This window comes from Cellulophaga geojensis KL-A, assembly GCF_000568425.1.
GTDB lineage: Bacteria > Bacteroidota > Bacteroidia > Flavobacteriales > Flavobacteriaceae > Cellulophaga > Cellulophaga lytica.
In genome coordinates this window covers 69,673-83,994 of sequence record NZ_ARZX01000015.1, presented here as the reverse complement: position 1 = coordinate 83,994, position 14,322 = coordinate 69,673, and the positions used below count along the sequence as shown (strand labels likewise).

The following is a 14,322-nucleotide window of genomic DNA, read 5'->3' as shown; positions in this document are numbered from 1 at the left end:
AAATAACACCTTACTTTTGAGTTATAAATTTGCAAAATGGACAACTTTAAAAAACCAGATTCTTCTTTATGGCAAGGCCGAAAATCTAATGCCAATCTATATCTTCATGAAAAAGTAATTTGCGTAGATACTTTAAAACAAGAAACCACTAAAACTTTTGCTATATTAAGCTACGCTTGTGATGAAGGTGTTAAACGCAACCAAGGCAGAGTTGGCGCTGTTACTGGTCCAGAAGCTATTGTAAGGCAATTGGCTAAAATGCCAAATCATTTAAAAAAAGATACTCAGCTTTTAGATGTTGGCACTGTTTTTTGTACTGATAATGATATGGAGCAAGCACAACAAACTTTAGCTAATACGGTTACTATTTTACTAAAAAACAATACTTTTCCTATTGTTTTAGGTGGTGGCCACGATATTGCTTACGGACATTATAATGGCATTTTAAATGCGGTTGAAAAACACAAAACTATTGGTATTATTAATTTTGATGCTCATTTTGATTTAAGAGCTAATACAAATGGAAATAATTCTGGAACACCATTTTATCAAATAGCAGAAGATTGTAAAACCAACAATATTCCGTTTAATTATTTGTGTTTAGGAATTAGAGATGATGCCAATGACGCTTCTCTTTTTAAAACAGCAAAAGAACTTAAGGTAACGGTTATTAAAAATGAAGATTTTAACCTACATCAATCTATAAAAATACAAGAACAAATTTCTGCTTTTATAGCCAATGTAGATGTGGTATACACAACAGTAGATTTAGACGGTTTTTCATCTGCTTATGCAGCCGGAGTTAGTGCTGCATCTCCAATGGGCTTTTCTCCTGATATTGCATTGCAATGTTTACAAACCATTATAAAATCTGGCAAGCTCATTAGTTTAGACATTGCAGAAATGAACCCAAAATATGACCTTGACAACCAAACTGCAAAATTAGCCGCCTCTTTGGTACATACTCTTATACATACCTTATAAAAAAAGGAGGCTAATAAACCTCCTTTTTTATGTTATAATTTAAAACACATTACTCCATCCAAGATTGGTAATACGTACCATTATCTATATCTAACGCCAATTGCGTTAATTGCAAAGGCTTAAAAGTATCTATCATAACTGCTAATTCTTCAGTTTTAGATTTGCCAATACTAGCCTCGTAAGTACCTGGGTGAGGACCATGAGGTATACCAGCTGGGTGTAAAGAAATATAGCCTTTATCTATGCTTTTTCTGCTCATAAAATCGCCATCTACGTAATACAAAACCTCATCAGAATCTATATTAGAGTGGTTGTATGGTGCTGGTATAGACTCTGGGTGATAGTCGTACAACCTTGGCACAAAAGAACAAACAACAAAAGCGCTTGTTTCAAAAGTTTGGTGCACTGGTGGCGGTTGGTGCACACGCCCAGTAATTGGCTCAAAATTATGTATAGAAAATGCATACGGAAAATTGTAACCATCCCAACCAACAACATCAAACGGGTGAGATGCATATGTTAAGTGGTGTAATTGTCCTTGCTTTTTTACCTTTATTAAAAAATCACCCTTTTCATCATACGTTTGTAAGTTTTGCGGCAATTTAAAATCGCGCTCACAAAAAGGAGAATGCTCTAAATGCTGACCAAACCAATTTCTGTACCTTTTTGGTGTATATATTGGGTGGTAAGACTCTGTTACCAATAAACGGTTGTCTTCTGTATCAAACTCTATTTGGTAAATCATTCCTCTTGGAATAACAATATAATCTCCGTATTCAAAAGGGATTTCACCCAACATAGTTTTTAATGTTCCGGTTCCTTCATGAATAAACAAAAGCTCATCTGCATCTGCATTTTTATAAAAATACGTTGTTAACGACTTTTTTGGTGCAGCTAAACCAACGTGTACATCACTATTAAATAATACAGTTTTTCTACTCTCTAAATAATCATCTTCTGGTCTAATATCAAAACCTTTTAACAATCTAGATTTAATATTATGAGTCACAGCAGCTTTTGGAGACACATCTATACTTTCACCAACTTCTTTTACCATAGTTGGTCTGTGTTTATGATACATTAAGGACGACATTCCGTCAAAACCTATAGTTCCAAACAGTTGCTCGTAATGCAAAGTGCCATCTTCTTTTTTAAAGATGGTATGTCTTTTAGGCGGTATTTTACCTAATTTATGATATAACGGCATATTTCTATTGTTCTTTGTAAATAGACAATAAAAGTACAATAATTTGAACTTTATCTAAAAAATAAGCCTAAAATTATGTAATTAATAAATTGAAGAGTTTTGGATATAAAAAAAGCCTTCCAATAGGAAAGCCTTTCATTGGTTGATACCATCTAAAATGGTTTTCAACATTGCCTCAAAAAAAATTGAGACACAACACAACGCCGCAAAGATAGTAAAGCATTTTAATATTTAATACTTTAACCGTAAAATAGCGTTTTAAAAGCTAATTATGGTTGTATTTTTAAATCAAAAAAACAAAAAAGACCATACTATTTAACTAAAATACCACCCATTGCCACATTGCAAAACCTTATTTTTGTTAGACAAAATATAAAAAATGACACTACTTTTAATGGCTGCAGGTAATGGTAGCAGATACGGAAAACTTAAACAATTTGATGATCTTGGTCCCCACCACGAATTTTTAATGGAGTTTAGCATTTTTGACGCTATTAAATATGGCTTTACCCATATAGTTGCTATTACTAAAAAAGATAAGGTTGCCTTTTTACAAGAACATTTAGCCAAACGCCTACCAAGTAATGTAAAATTAGATGTTTTGGCTCAGGAAATTTCTGATGTTCCAAAAGGTACAAGTTACACTACAGAACGTTTAAAACCTTGGGGAACTGCACACGCGGTTTGGACTGCTAGAAATGTAATAACCGGTCCGTTTGCAGTATTAAATGCCGATGATTTTTATGGTAGCTTAGCTTTTAAAAATGCCGCCAAAATTATGCAGGCTAGTACTGCTAATACATACGCACTAATATCTTACACACTAAAGGATACATTGTCTACTCACGGCTCTGTTTCTAGAGGTGTTTGTAAAATTAACAATGGTATTTTAACTAAGGTTGAAGAACGTTTGAAATTAGAAAAACAAGGCGAAAAAATAGTAGATACCAATACAGGAATTGAGTTTACAGGAAACGAAGAAGTTAGTATGAATTTTTGGGTTTGTGACACATCTATTTTTTCAACTATAGAGCAAGCTTTTAAATTATTCTTGCAAGACGAAGAAAAAATTAAGTCTAGTGAAGTTTTCTTGCCTTTTATTATTCAGGAAATGATTAGTAATCAAAAATTAAATGTACCTGTAGTAAATTCTAAAAGCAATTGGTTTGGCGTTACCTATGCAGAAGACAGAGCAATGGCTGTGTCTAAACTAGCAGAAATGACTAATAACGGGGAGTACCCTTATAATTTATGGAATATAAACTAATAACTATGCCAATAGAACCTGCCAAAATATTAAGTCATTTTTCTGTTCCTAAAAAAGAGTACGTTTTTGAGCCAATTAATAATGGACTTATAAATGATACTTACTTAGTTTTAACAACCAACAAACCTGCATACATTTTACAACGTATAAACAACAATGTGTTTAAAAATGTAGCTGGCGTAATGCAAAATATAGAAACAGCACTACATGTACTTAAAAGTAAAAATTATAGTAGTGTAGCTGTAGTTAAGACTAAAAAAGACACAAGTTACCATAAAGAAAATGGCTTTTGGAGAGTACTTTCTTATATTGACAATAGCACAACTTACAACACCACCAAAAGTAATAATATTGCTTTTGAGGCTGGTAGAATTGTGGGCGAATTTCATTCGCTTTTAAGTTCTGAAGATGTTGTAAATTACCAAGATACAATTCCGGATTTTCATAATTTAATACACAGAAATAATCAGTTTTTTGATGCTTTAGAAAAGGCTAAAAAGGAACGTACAGCTGCCGCAAAAGACGCAATAGAATTTGCTGAAGAGTTGTTGCCAGATTTACTAGATTTTTGTTTTACAGAATTACCAATTAGAGTTTGCCATAACGACACCAAATTAAATAATATTTTATTTTCTAAAACTACAGATAAGGCTCTGTGTTTAATAGATTTAGATACGCTAATGAAAGGTTATTTTTATTATGATTTTGGGGATGCCGTACGCACTATTGTAAATACAGCTCCTGAGGACGAGAAAGACCTATCTAAAATAACTTTTAGTGAAGACCTTTTTACCAGCTTTGTAGACGGTTTAATCACTCATAACAGTATATTAACCAAAGAAGAAATAGCATCTTTACCACAGGGAACCGTGTTTATGCCATTTATACATGGCTTACGTGCACTTACAGATTATTTACAGAATGATGCTTACTACAAGGTTGCTTATCCTAATCAGAATTTAGATAGGTGTGTTAGTCTTTTTGAATTCTCTAAAAAAGCATTAGACAAGGTAGATTATATGAATGCTATTCTAAAGAAAAAATTTAGCCAATAAAACCAAATCTTTTTATTTTAAAAATTCAATCCGTTTCTTTGCTTAAACGCAAAATTATTTATGAGCTTTAACATTGTACTATTTGAACCAGAAATACCAAACAATACAGGTAATATTGGAAGATTAAGTCTGGCTTCTGGCTCTACATTGCATTTGGTTAAACCATTTGGTTTTGAGTTAAATGATAAAAGGGTTAAACGTGCTGGTTTGGACTATTGGCAGCATTTAGACCTAAAAATCTACGATAGTATAACTCATTTTTTTGAAGTTCATTCTGATAAAAAGTTCGCATTTTTATCTGCTAAAGCAGAAAAAAACTATTATGAAATTGATTATGAAGATAATATGTTTTTTGTGTTTGGTAAAGAATCTGTAGGCTTACCCGCATCTGTTGTAGAAAAACACAAAAATAGCCTTTACAAAATACCCCTTTTTAGCGAACATATAAGAAGTCTAAATTTGGCAAATGCAGTAAGTATTGTAATCTACGATGCAATAAAATCAAAAAAACTGTAGTTTTTATAACAAAAACAGTCAAAATATAAACTTTAATTACTTTTTATAAGTACTTTTAAAGCTTTCCATAATAAATAACCTTAACCAATAATACCTTATAAATTAAGAATGAAATCATTTACAGTACAAGAAATCAGCGAACTTTTAGGAGGAGAATTAGTAGGTAACACTACACACAAAATAGAAGGCGCAGAACAAATAGAAAAGGCTACCGAAAATCAAATTACATTTATTGGTGGCGTAAAATATGTTCGTCTTTGGAAAAATTCTAACGCAAGTGTAGCTATTGTAAATGACAATTTAAAAATAGAGCCAAGAGAAAATACTGCTCTAATAAAAGTAAAAAATGCAGACATTTCTTTAGCTAAACTTTTAGAAGCTTTTGATCCTGGAAAACCTGTTTTTGATGTAGACATACACCCAACAGCAGTTATAGATAGTACTGCTACAATTGGTGTAGGAAGTAAAATTGGAGCCGGCTGCTATATAGGTAAAAATGTTGTTTTAGGGGAAGGTGTTGTTTTATACCCAAATGTTACTGTTTTAGATGATTCTACCGTAGGCAACCAAACGGTAATGTGGTCTGGAACTGTTGTTAGAGAACGTAGCGAAATTGGTGCCCGTTGTACTTTTCATATCAACGTAAGTATTGGTGCAGATGGTTTTGGCTACAGACCAAGTGATGATGGCAGAGGTTTGGTTAAAATACCACAAATTGGTAATGTTGTTATTGGTAACGATGTTGAAATTGGAGCCAACTCTTGTGTAGACCGTGGTAAATTTAGTTCTACAGTTGTTGGTGATGGTTGTAAAATAGATAACTTAGTGCAAATTGCTCACAATTGTGTTATGGGAAGGTCTTGTATTATGGCAGGTCATAGTGGTTTAGCTGGCTCTGTTACTTTAGGAGACGGCGTTATTATTGGTGGTAGTGCATCTATAAAAGACCATACTACTATTGGTGATGGTGCTATTGTTGGCGCAGGATCTGGTGTTATGGGTAACATTGCCCCAGGCAAAACTGTTTTAGGTTATCCTGCTCAAGATTCTAGAGATATGCTAAAACAATGGGTGGTAATGAAAAAACTTAGTAGAAATTAGAAGTAATGATAAACTATAACGGTAAAATATTTAGACCGGCTAATAGTTCTAAAAATTCTGAAACCTCTAATGACACCGTTTTTACATATAAACAAAACGGTGCTATTTTAACTGCTGACTATGCAGGTGGTAACATAAAAAAAGGACACTTAATTGGCTTGGTTGATGCTACTGGCGTTATAGAAATGAGATACCACCAGGTAAATACCAACAACCAATTAATGACCGGAAAATGTACGTCTACACCAGAAATTTTGCCAAATGGAAAAATTAGATTGCATGAAAAATGGCAATGGACCTCTGGAGACAAATCTACAGGAAACTCTATTCTAGATGAAGAATAGCGTTTTTTTGTATAAAAATTCATCTAAAATAACACCTATGTATTAATTTTGCAGCGCAAAACCAATACTATTGTTTTTGCGTATGCAAAGTACAGTACCAATTGTTAGATATAATTTTAGAAAGAATGAACAGAATTGAGCACATAGAAGATGAAATTTCTGAATTAAGACAAGCGCTTCAAAACCACAAGCTTTATGCAAGTTTAAAAGACGTAAACGACATTAAAGTTTTTATGGAAAACCACGTTTATGCGGTTTGGGATTTTATGTCTCTTTTAAAAGCGTTACAAAAAAATCTGACCTGTACAGATACTCCTTGGGTACCTGCTAGTAATCCAACATTAGCACGTTTTATTAATGAAATTGTTCACGGCGAAGAAAGTGACATTAATGAACTTGGCGAACCTAAAAGTCATTTTACAATGTACTTAGATGCAATGCATCAAATAGGAGCAAACACCAATTCTATTGAAAATTTTATCAATCTTATACTTCAAAAAGAACCTGTTTCATCTGCCTTAAAAAAAGTAAACTTAGACACTACTGTAGCAGATTTTGTAAACTATACTTTTAAAATAATTGACACCAATAAGCCACATTTAATTGCCGCTGCTTTTACTTTTGGCAGGGAAGATCTTATACCTGATATGTTTATTGAGATTCTTAAAAATGCTGATGCTGAAAATAAACACTATAATAAACTTACGTATTATTTAGAGAGACATATAGAGTTAGATGGTGATGAGCACGGACCACTATCTTTACAAATGATTTCTGAATTATGTGGTAATGATGACACCAAGTGGCAAGAAACCTTAACGGTAGCCAAAGAAGCACTACAACAGCGCATTAATTTATGGGATGCTATTAGCAACCTAATTAACAAAAATGCAGTAGCAGTAGTATAACTTCTAAGACAATTTTCTTTTTAAAACTCTTTTTTTAGCAAATATACTTTTTTGGTAAAAGGTAATACGTATACCAAAAAGCAATACCAAACCACCCACTACCATCTGAGTAGAAATAGCCTCATCTAAAAATAACCACGCTAAAAAAGAGGCTAAAATGGCTTGTCCTAATAAACTAACCGACACTCTGGTTGCGCGCATATGCTTAGTTGCATAGCTAATTAGCAACCAAGCTAAAAGCTGGCACACCAAACCTTGTAGCAATAGCACTAACCATCCTGCATTAGAAAAACCCGTAAAAGGCTCATTAATTGCGTAACTTAATACCCCTAAAAATATAGTAGATGCAACCAAGCTTGTTGTCATAAACGTAAGTACATTTATTTGGTTTAAAATATCTTTACTTAGCAACATATATACTGCGTACAACATACCAGATAGCACTGCAAAGCAAAAAGCTAAATTAAAATCTAACGCAACAAATGTTTTAAAACCAACCAACATCACCATACCTATAATTGCAATTACGGTACCAAACCAAAAATTATTAGTAGGCTTATCTTTTAAAAAGAAAAAAGCTCCTACACCAACCCAAACCGGAGATAAATTGGTTAAAAGTGTAGCTTGTGTAGCTGTAGACTCTTGTATAGCTATGTTCCAAACAGCAACATCTAAACCAAAAATAACTCCGCATAACATTGCTAAGTAAAACGGTTTTTTAGCTGTAATTTTAAACTGTTTGGTTAGTAAAACATATGGCAAAATACATACTGTGGCTACTGCCATCCTATAAAAAGCAGATATAACACCTGGTGTTAAGTTTAACTTAACCAAAATAGGAAATATAGAGATGCATAAAACACCTAAAGCTAGAGCAACTTTTGCCTTTTTCATACGCCATAAATTAGCTGGCTAATTTAAAATAAAAAGGATATAAAAAAATACTTTTTATAAAAAGTTAGCGTTAAAAATTAACCCTATAAAAAAACTTGTAGTTTATCTAATAAATGACTCTTAACTGTTAATTTAACAACAAAAATTTACCATATGGCAAGGTATTTGCTATCTTTATCTTAAAATTTTTAAAGTAACTTAATGCGATTTTCATTACTCACATTATTAACCATTCTGTTTTTTGCTACACCAGTTGTAGCACAGGAAACGACTGTTATACCTTTAAAAATTGAAGCAAAGAAAGAGGTAAAAACTGCACCACCTGTAACTATTATAATACCAGAACCTAAAAAGCAACCTAACAATACAAACTTTTTAGATTCTATGATGAAGCCTAGAATAGATATGACTCCAGACAACAGACTTGTTAAACCTGGGCGTGATGTTAAATTGAATCCTCGTTTAGGTTTTGAAGAAAAAAAAGACTCTAAATCGTTTCATGGAGATCAATATTTAGGTGATGTAAAAACTACAGGAAAATTTGTTGGTATTGTTTGTAGAGATCACGAATATGTAGATGGTGACCGCGTAAAAATTTATGCAGACGGAAAAGTAATAGAGCACAATTTAATGCTTGGCGGCGCTTTTAAAGGAGTAAACCATACACTAAAAAAAGGTTTTAACCGTATAGATTTTGAAGCATTAAACCAAGGTACATCTGGTCCAAATACCGCACAAGTAAACATTTATGATGAAAACGGGAAAGTGATATCTTCTAAAAAATGGTTGCTTTCCACAGGATCTAAAGCTACTATTATTGTAATACAAGAGTAAGTTACTCTCTACCAATAAAAGCTAGTGCCAGCTTAATATCGTTATAATCTACTTTTTTATTTAAGGCTTCAAAAATAGCTTTTAAACTTACAGGCTCTCCTTTTTTCTGCTTGCTTTTAGCCTTTTCTACATCTTTAATTATTTGTTCTTTAGGCTGATAAAAACTAAAATCCTCTTCAGGGTAATCTTTACATAATTTAATTAAATGTCCCGCTATAGTTCCACTAGATAACCCTCTTTGATCTGCAATTTCTTCAATACTTAATTTCTTTCTAAAATAATCTAGGGTTACATCATAGGTAGAATCTTTTTTAATTTTCTTATCTATTATTTTTTTAGCGTGCTTTTCTATAGCTTTTATATTGGTTAAGCCACCACACTCTACTACAAATTTAATTGCTTCTTCCTCTAAATTATCTAAGGCATATTTTTTATCTGCTTCATCAGATAGTTCTAAAAATCTTTTGTCTGCTTTAGAAGCTAGTCCATCTACCTGCAAAGCCATTTCGTTAAAACCTAATAACTTTAGGTTTTCAATATTTTTTAAACGAGATAAAGCTACATAACCCTGGCCTTTTTCAAAAGTTTTAGATAGGTCTATGAGCGCACCTTCTAGCGTCATACCCTGACATTTATGTACAGTTATTGCCCAAGCTAAACGCAATGGTATTTGGTCTAAACTAGCCAAAACTTTTCCGGTATCGTCCTGCACACCCCAATTCTCTTGCTTTACAGAAATTCGTTTTCCTTGGGCTGTTTTTACTACCGGAAATCCATCATCATTAAAACTAACAATAGTACCTAATGTACCATTTACATACCCTTGTTCTTGGTTGTTACGTACAAACATAACTTTGGTATGCATTTTTAACTCTAACTCTTCTTTAGCTAAGACTGATTTTTTTAAAGTTTCTACCAGTTTTTTGTTTCCTTTAGTGGTAGCCTTAAATCTTTTTATCTTACCTTTTAATTGTTGTAAATGCTCGTTATTAATCTGATCTACATCATAATTGTGCGTAAACAATTTGGTAGGCTCATCATCTTTACTAAACGTATTCTGCTCTGCTTTTTTAAGTTCTTCTATACTTTTTTTAGATATTTTTCCTATTCTAATTTCATTTAAAATAGTATTTAAAACATCTTCATTTGCTTGCCTATATTGCTCCGTTAAATAACACACATTAAATTTAGCAGCAACCCAAGCAGCAGACATAAAAGCAAATTTATCTTTACTTTTTTCATTTTGATTACCTATTGGTGGTAACTGAAAAAAATCGCCACTGACAACAACTTGTATGCCTCCAAAGGGCTCATCATTCTCTTTAAAAAATTGCAAAACAGTATCTACCATATCTAACTGTTTTTTATGCAGCATTGATATTTCATCAATAATTAAAATTTTTGCATTTTCTAAATGTTCTTTAAGGTACTTTTTCTCCTTCATAGCATTTAGATTAGCTCTGGTAAGTTGTTCTTTTATACCAAAACCAGCCCAAGAGTGTATGGTCATCCCATTCATATGCGTAGCTGCAATACCTGTAGATGCTGTTATAGCAACAGGTATTCTTCGTTTTTTTAAATAGGTAATGTACTGGTTTAAAACATACGTTTTACCTGTACCTGCAGAACCTGTTAAAAATACATTTTTACCAGATTTTAATAATGCTAAAGCTTTTTGTTGTTGCAATGGTTTGTGTGTTATTTAGAATAACCTTACTATTATTCCAATTCACAATATCATTATAAATTTTAAGATATAAAAATTAGAGTGCTAATTCCTGTAGTTTTAATCCCGTACCAATCTTAATCAAATTACACTACCAACTTCCACTTGCGCCGCCGCCGCCAGAACTTCCTCCTCCGCCAGAAAAACTGCTAGAACTACTACTAGAGCCACTACTGCTATAACTACTGTATGAACCACTTGAAGAACCACCACTTCCACTTGACGAACCAAAACTTTTTATAGCTTTTACAACAGTATCATAGTCACTTTTAAATAACGAAAAAGATAATTTAGTTTTATTTTTTACAACAAGATTTACAAATGAGATTACAGTTAACATAGCAATGAACAATACTATTGTTACACAAAAAATTAAGGTAAAATTAGTTTCTACGAATGGTTCAACCTGATAACCATATTTTTTAAAACCGGCCAAAACAACAAATGCTATTAGTATAACACCAATACAATAGTAAAGTATAAAAACCAGCAAATTTATGATAAAAAAAAGCAACCCTATTTTAGCTGTAAAAAAAGCCTTGAAAATTTTAAGAGCTGTTTTTACTGACTGATAAACAATAAAACTACCTGCAAGTAAAAATATACAACAAAAAATATATAATACTATATTTCCAATTCTTTCTTGCTTACGATCTCTCTCTTTTATGAGTTCTTTAAACTTCTTTAGTGCTTCGGGATTTTTAATAAAGTTTATTAATTGGTCTGTAGCTTTGTCTATTCCTGTAAAATAAGCACCTTCTTTAAACTCAGGAATCATAGTGTCCTCTATAATTCGTTTTGCCACTATGTCTGTAATATATGGTTCTAAACCGTAACCAACTTCAATTCTAACTTCTCTATCTATACTAGAAAAGAGAATTAAAATACCATTATCTTCCTTTGCTTGCCCTAACTTGTTTTGGTTAAATGTTTTGTTTGCAAAATCTTCTATGATTTGCCCATTAAGAGAGTTTATAGTTAGCACCACCAGTTGCGTAGTTGTTTCTGCTTCAAAATTTGTCAATTTATTACGCAAAGCTTGTGCTGCTTCTGTCTCAAATATACCTGCATTATCAGTTACGATATCTTTAATTACAGGATACTGATAATCTTGTGCTGAACCAACAACTGTAAAACATACAAAAAGTAAAAAAACTATTTTCTTAATCATACTCAATTACTTTACTTCTCCAGGATGGTATGTTTTTTCTGCTTGTTTTAAAACATCATCCTTATAAAAAGCTACGGTCTTAAATTGCATATTTATGTATGCATCAGTTTGGTCGTTAAAATGTGGAGAAGTTGGATCTCCACTTTGCCCGCCTGCTAAAATAGTCTTCGCTTTTACTTTTTCTCCAAACTCTACCGCAGCAACAAAACTATTGCCACGCGTACCATATATTTTTTTGGTATTATTGGTATAGCTAACACCATAGGCTGCTAAAGCTCCCCAACGACCAGAAGCAAAACCAACTGCAACACTTGGCTCATCATCATTAAAAGCTTGTTTTATGTCGCCATTTAAACGTTGGTACCTATTTACCTCTCCCCACGGAATATTCCAAGTTCCAAAGTCGGACTCTAACTTTTTTATTACAGCTCTAAAAACGGACAAACGCTCAGCCATTGGTGACGCAGATCCAAAATAAGTCATTGCCTCCATATCACTCATTTTTCGCGGTCGTTTCCCGTTTCTACCATACATAGTGCCGTAATAGTGTGCCAGTGTCATTGCCACAGATTCTTTTGAAGTTTTAAAATCCCAGTTGCGTAGCTCCTCTATTGGCAAACTTAAAAGTTTTGTTTTGTCTGTTGTATCATATGCCTCTACTAATCCAGGAATTAGTTTTTCAAACGCTGGCAAATAGGGATCGTGTGCTAATTTTATAAGACTATCTAATGTGTACTCTTTTTTATCTGTTAATAAACGTATTGCGTGTACACCCCTAAAGTTTTCTTGATCTTTAGACATATATTTAGGATAGTTTTTTCTTTTTGGACTGTTTTCTAACGCTGCAGTATAAGGTGTAGAATTACAGTTTTGCAACCATCCGTTTTTAGGATTTAAAAGCAATATATTTTCATCTACAGTGTGCAATCCTTTCCAATCTGTTTGCGGATTACTACCATCTACTGGCTTTGTAAAATCAAAAACAGTATCGCGTACTGGCACAAAATTACCGTGAAAATAAGCTATATTACCACCAGCATCTGCATACACCGTATTGTTAGATGAGTTGGTACGTATATTCATCATTTCTCTAAAACCCTTGTATCCGTTTTGTTTTGTTCTAATGTAAGATTGTTCTAATGCTTTTACAGGTTCCCACATCATAGCAGAGGCTGTCCATTTTCCGTCACTTTTATGCGTAATTGGTCCGTGATGTGTTCTGTACGTTTTAAACGTTTTTTGTTTTATAGACTCACCAGATTTGTACTTTAAGGTAACCGAATCTTCAACAACATCTCTAAGTTCTTCTCCGTACTGGTATTTTAAATCGCCTTTAAGATTTACAATAGTTTCTTTAAACTCATCCATAACATCTGTGTATGTAGATGTGTGCATCCAACCGGTTTTTTCATTAAACCCTTGGTACACAAAAAACTGTCCCCAAGTAACTGCTCCGTATGCATTTAAACCCTCTTCACTAACTACGTGCACTTCTCCTCTAAAGAAAAATGAGGTATGCGGATTAATTAAAAGCATTGCATTGCCAGACTGTGTTAAGTTACCAGATATTGCAATACCGTTAGATCCTTGCGGTTCTAACTCTGCTTTTTCTTCTTCAATTTTTAATTCTGTTCCTTCAGGAATTTCCATATCACCCTCATAAAATGCTTTTATTTTACGTGTAGAAATTCGTTCTATATCACCACCAATAGAGCCTTCACTAAAATACATTGGCATCCAAGGCTCAAACTTTGTCAACAACCTAGGTGTAACCTCTGGGTGCGTGTGTAAATAATAATTTATACCATCTGCAAATGCATTGCACAACTCTTTTAACCATTCTGGACTCTTATTGTAGTTAGCAATTGCCTCTTCTTCTGTCATAAATAATTTAGCTCGCAGATCACTATACAAAGCTTCTTCACCATCTACCTCTGCCAACCTACCAGTTGCCCATATGTAATTTTGCTCTACTCGGTTAAAATCGTCCTCACATTGTGCATACAACAAGCCAAAAACAGCATCAGCATCTGTTTTACCATAAATATGTGGCACACCAAATGTATCTCTAATTATAATGGTGTTATCTGCGTGTGCTTGCCAACGATCTACATTTTTATTTTGTTTGGTTGCTTGTTTACAACCAACTAACAAGCTTAAAAACACAAGGGTATATATGCTAATTTTCATCTAAAAGAACTATTAAAATGGTTTGTGTGAAAATACTAGACTTCTGTTTTAAAAACTAATTTTAAAGGTTTTTTTAGGTTGATAACCTCATTAAAAAAGCAGATAACTAAAATTAACATAGATTT

Annotated in this window: 13 protein-coding genes; 8 read left to right on the top strand and 5 right to left on the bottom strand. The window is 33.0% G+C overall.

What is annotated here, in order from left to right:
* Positions 1–36 precede the first annotated feature (36 nt).
* Positions 37–984 (top strand): formimidoylglutamase, encoded by a 948-nt coding sequence (gene hutG / locus KLA_RS11830; RefSeq protein ID WP_034646102.1) that lies wholly within the window; start codon positions 37–39, stop codon positions 982–984.
* Between the two features lie 49 nt (positions 985–1,033).
* Here hutG and KLA_RS11825 read toward each other — a convergent pair whose 3' ends face one another.
* The gene (locus KLA_RS11825) at positions 1,034–2,191 is read right to left on the bottom strand and encodes a homogentisate 1,2-dioxygenase (RefSeq protein WP_034646100.1); all 1,158 of its coding nucleotides are present in this window, start codon (positions 2,189–2,191) and stop codon (positions 1,034–1,036) included.
* A 379-nt stretch (positions 2,192–2,570) separates the two neighbouring features.
* Here KLA_RS11825 and KLA_RS11820 point away from each other — a divergent pair, with 379 nt between their 5' ends.
* From KLA_RS11820 to KLA_RS11795, 6 genes are all read left to right on the top strand, one after another.
* Positions 2,571–3,458 carry an NDP-sugar synthase gene (locus KLA_RS11820; protein WP_013620446.1) on the top strand — a complete coding sequence of 296 codons (888 nt, stop codon included), beginning with the start codon at positions 2,571–2,573 and terminating at the stop codon, positions 3,456–3,458.
* On the top strand, positions 3,443–4,513 hold the full coding sequence (locus KLA_RS11815; RefSeq protein WP_235183564.1) for a phosphotransferase enzyme family protein: 1,071 nt from the start codon (positions 3,443–3,445) through the stop codon (positions 4,511–4,513). Before KLA_RS11820 ends, KLA_RS11815 begins: the two co-directional genes overlap by 16 nt.
* Before the next feature lie 60 nt (positions 4,514–4,573).
* On the top strand, positions 4,574–5,029 hold the full coding sequence (locus tag KLA_RS11810) for a tRNA (cytidine(34)-2'-O)-methyltransferase (protein WP_013620448.1): 456 nt from the start codon (positions 4,574–4,576) through the stop codon (positions 5,027–5,029).
* Positions 5,030–5,137: 108 nt separating this feature from the next.
* On the top strand, positions 5,138–6,130 hold the full coding sequence (gene lpxD / locus KLA_RS11805) for a UDP-3-O-(3-hydroxymyristoyl)glucosamine N-acyltransferase (protein WP_034646098.1): 993 nt from the start codon (positions 5,138–5,140) through the stop codon (positions 6,128–6,130).
* A 5-nt stretch (positions 6,131–6,135) separates the two neighbouring features.
* Positions 6,136–6,474, top strand: coding sequence for a hypothetical protein (locus KLA_RS11800; protein ID WP_034646095.1), 339 nt, complete (start codon positions 6,136–6,138; stop codon positions 6,472–6,474).
* A 125-nt stretch (positions 6,475–6,599) separates the two neighbouring features.
* Positions 6,600–7,382 (top strand): DUF3050 domain-containing protein, encoded by a 783-nt coding sequence (locus KLA_RS11795; RefSeq protein ID WP_034646131.1) that lies wholly within the window; start codon positions 6,600–6,602, stop codon positions 7,380–7,382.
* A 3-nt stretch (positions 7,383–7,385) separates the two neighbouring features.
* On the opposite strand, the gene KLA_RS11790 is transcribed toward KLA_RS11795, so the two are convergent.
* Complete coding sequence (locus tag KLA_RS11790; RefSeq protein ID WP_013620452.1) at positions 7,386–8,276, bottom strand: DMT family transporter; 891 nt, start codon at positions 8,274–8,276, stop codon at positions 7,386–7,388.
* 201 nt (positions 8,277–8,477) lie between these two features.
* On the opposite strand from KLA_RS11790, the gene KLA_RS11785 reads away from it, so the two are divergent.
* On the top strand, positions 8,478–9,110 hold the full coding sequence (locus tag KLA_RS11785; protein ID WP_034646093.1) for a hypothetical protein: 633 nt from the start codon (positions 8,478–8,480) through the stop codon (positions 9,108–9,110).
* Between the two features lies 1 nt (position 9,111).
* Here the strand turns inward: KLA_RS11785 and KLA_RS11780 are convergent, their stop codons facing one another.
* The 3 genes from KLA_RS11780 to KLA_RS11770 all read right to left on the bottom strand — a co-directional run bounded on the left by KLA_RS11780 (position 9,112) and on the right by KLA_RS11770 (position 14,197).
* Complete coding sequence (locus tag KLA_RS11780; RefSeq protein ID WP_034646091.1) at positions 9,112–10,797, bottom strand: helix-turn-helix domain-containing protein; 1,686 nt, start codon at positions 10,795–10,797, stop codon at positions 9,112–9,114.
* Between the two features lie 130 nt (positions 10,798–10,927).
* Positions 10,928–12,007, bottom strand: a complete 1,080-nt coding sequence (locus KLA_RS11775; protein WP_034646089.1) for a TPM domain-containing protein — start codon at positions 12,005–12,007, stop codon at positions 10,928–10,930.
* 6 nt (positions 12,008–12,013) lie between these two features.
* A complete protein-coding gene (locus tag KLA_RS11770; protein ID WP_034646087.1) occupies positions 12,014–14,197 on the bottom strand; it encodes an acylase in 2,184 nt (727 codons plus the stop codon).
* Positions 14,198–14,322: the final 125 nt, after the last annotated feature.

Bases quoted from the DNA above. Each gene is read 5' to 3' on its own strand.
- hutG (WP_034646102.1), top strand. From the start codon at position 37: ATGGACAACTTTAAAAAACCAGATTCTTCTTTATGGCAAGGCCGAAAA.
- KLA_RS11825 (WP_034646100.1), bottom strand. From the start codon at position 2,191: ATGCCGTTATATCATAAATTAGGTAAAATACCGCCTAAAAGACATACC.
- KLA_RS11820 (WP_013620446.1), top strand. From the start codon at position 2,571: ATGACACTACTTTTAATGGCTGCAGGTAATGGTAGCAGATACGGAAAA.
- KLA_RS11815 (WP_235183564.1), top strand. From the start codon at position 3,443: ATGGAATATAAACTAATAACTATGCCAATAGAACCTGCCAAAATATTA.
- KLA_RS11810 (WP_013620448.1), top strand. From the start codon at position 4,574: ATGAGCTTTAACATTGTACTATTTGAACCAGAAATACCAAACAATACA.
- lpxD (WP_034646098.1), top strand. From the start codon at position 5,138: ATGAAATCATTTACAGTACAAGAAATCAGCGAACTTTTAGGAGGAGAA.
- KLA_RS11800 (WP_034646095.1), top strand. From the start codon at position 6,136: ATGATAAACTATAACGGTAAAATATTTAGACCGGCTAATAGTTCTAAA.
- KLA_RS11795 (WP_034646131.1), top strand. From the start codon at position 6,600: ATGAACAGAATTGAGCACATAGAAGATGAAATTTCTGAATTAAGACAA.
- KLA_RS11790 (WP_013620452.1), bottom strand. From the start codon at position 8,276: ATGAAAAAGGCAAAAGTTGCTCTAGCTTTAGGTGTTTTATGCATCTCT.
- KLA_RS11785 (WP_034646093.1), top strand. From the start codon at position 8,478: ATGCGATTTTCATTACTCACATTATTAACCATTCTGTTTTTTGCTACA.
- KLA_RS11775 (WP_034646089.1), bottom strand. From the start codon at position 12,007: ATGATTAAGAAAATAGTTTTTTTACTTTTTGTATGTTTTACAGTTGTT.
- KLA_RS11770 (WP_034646087.1), bottom strand. From the start codon at position 14,197: ATGAAAATTAGCATATATACCCTTGTGTTTTTAAGCTTGTTAGTTGGT.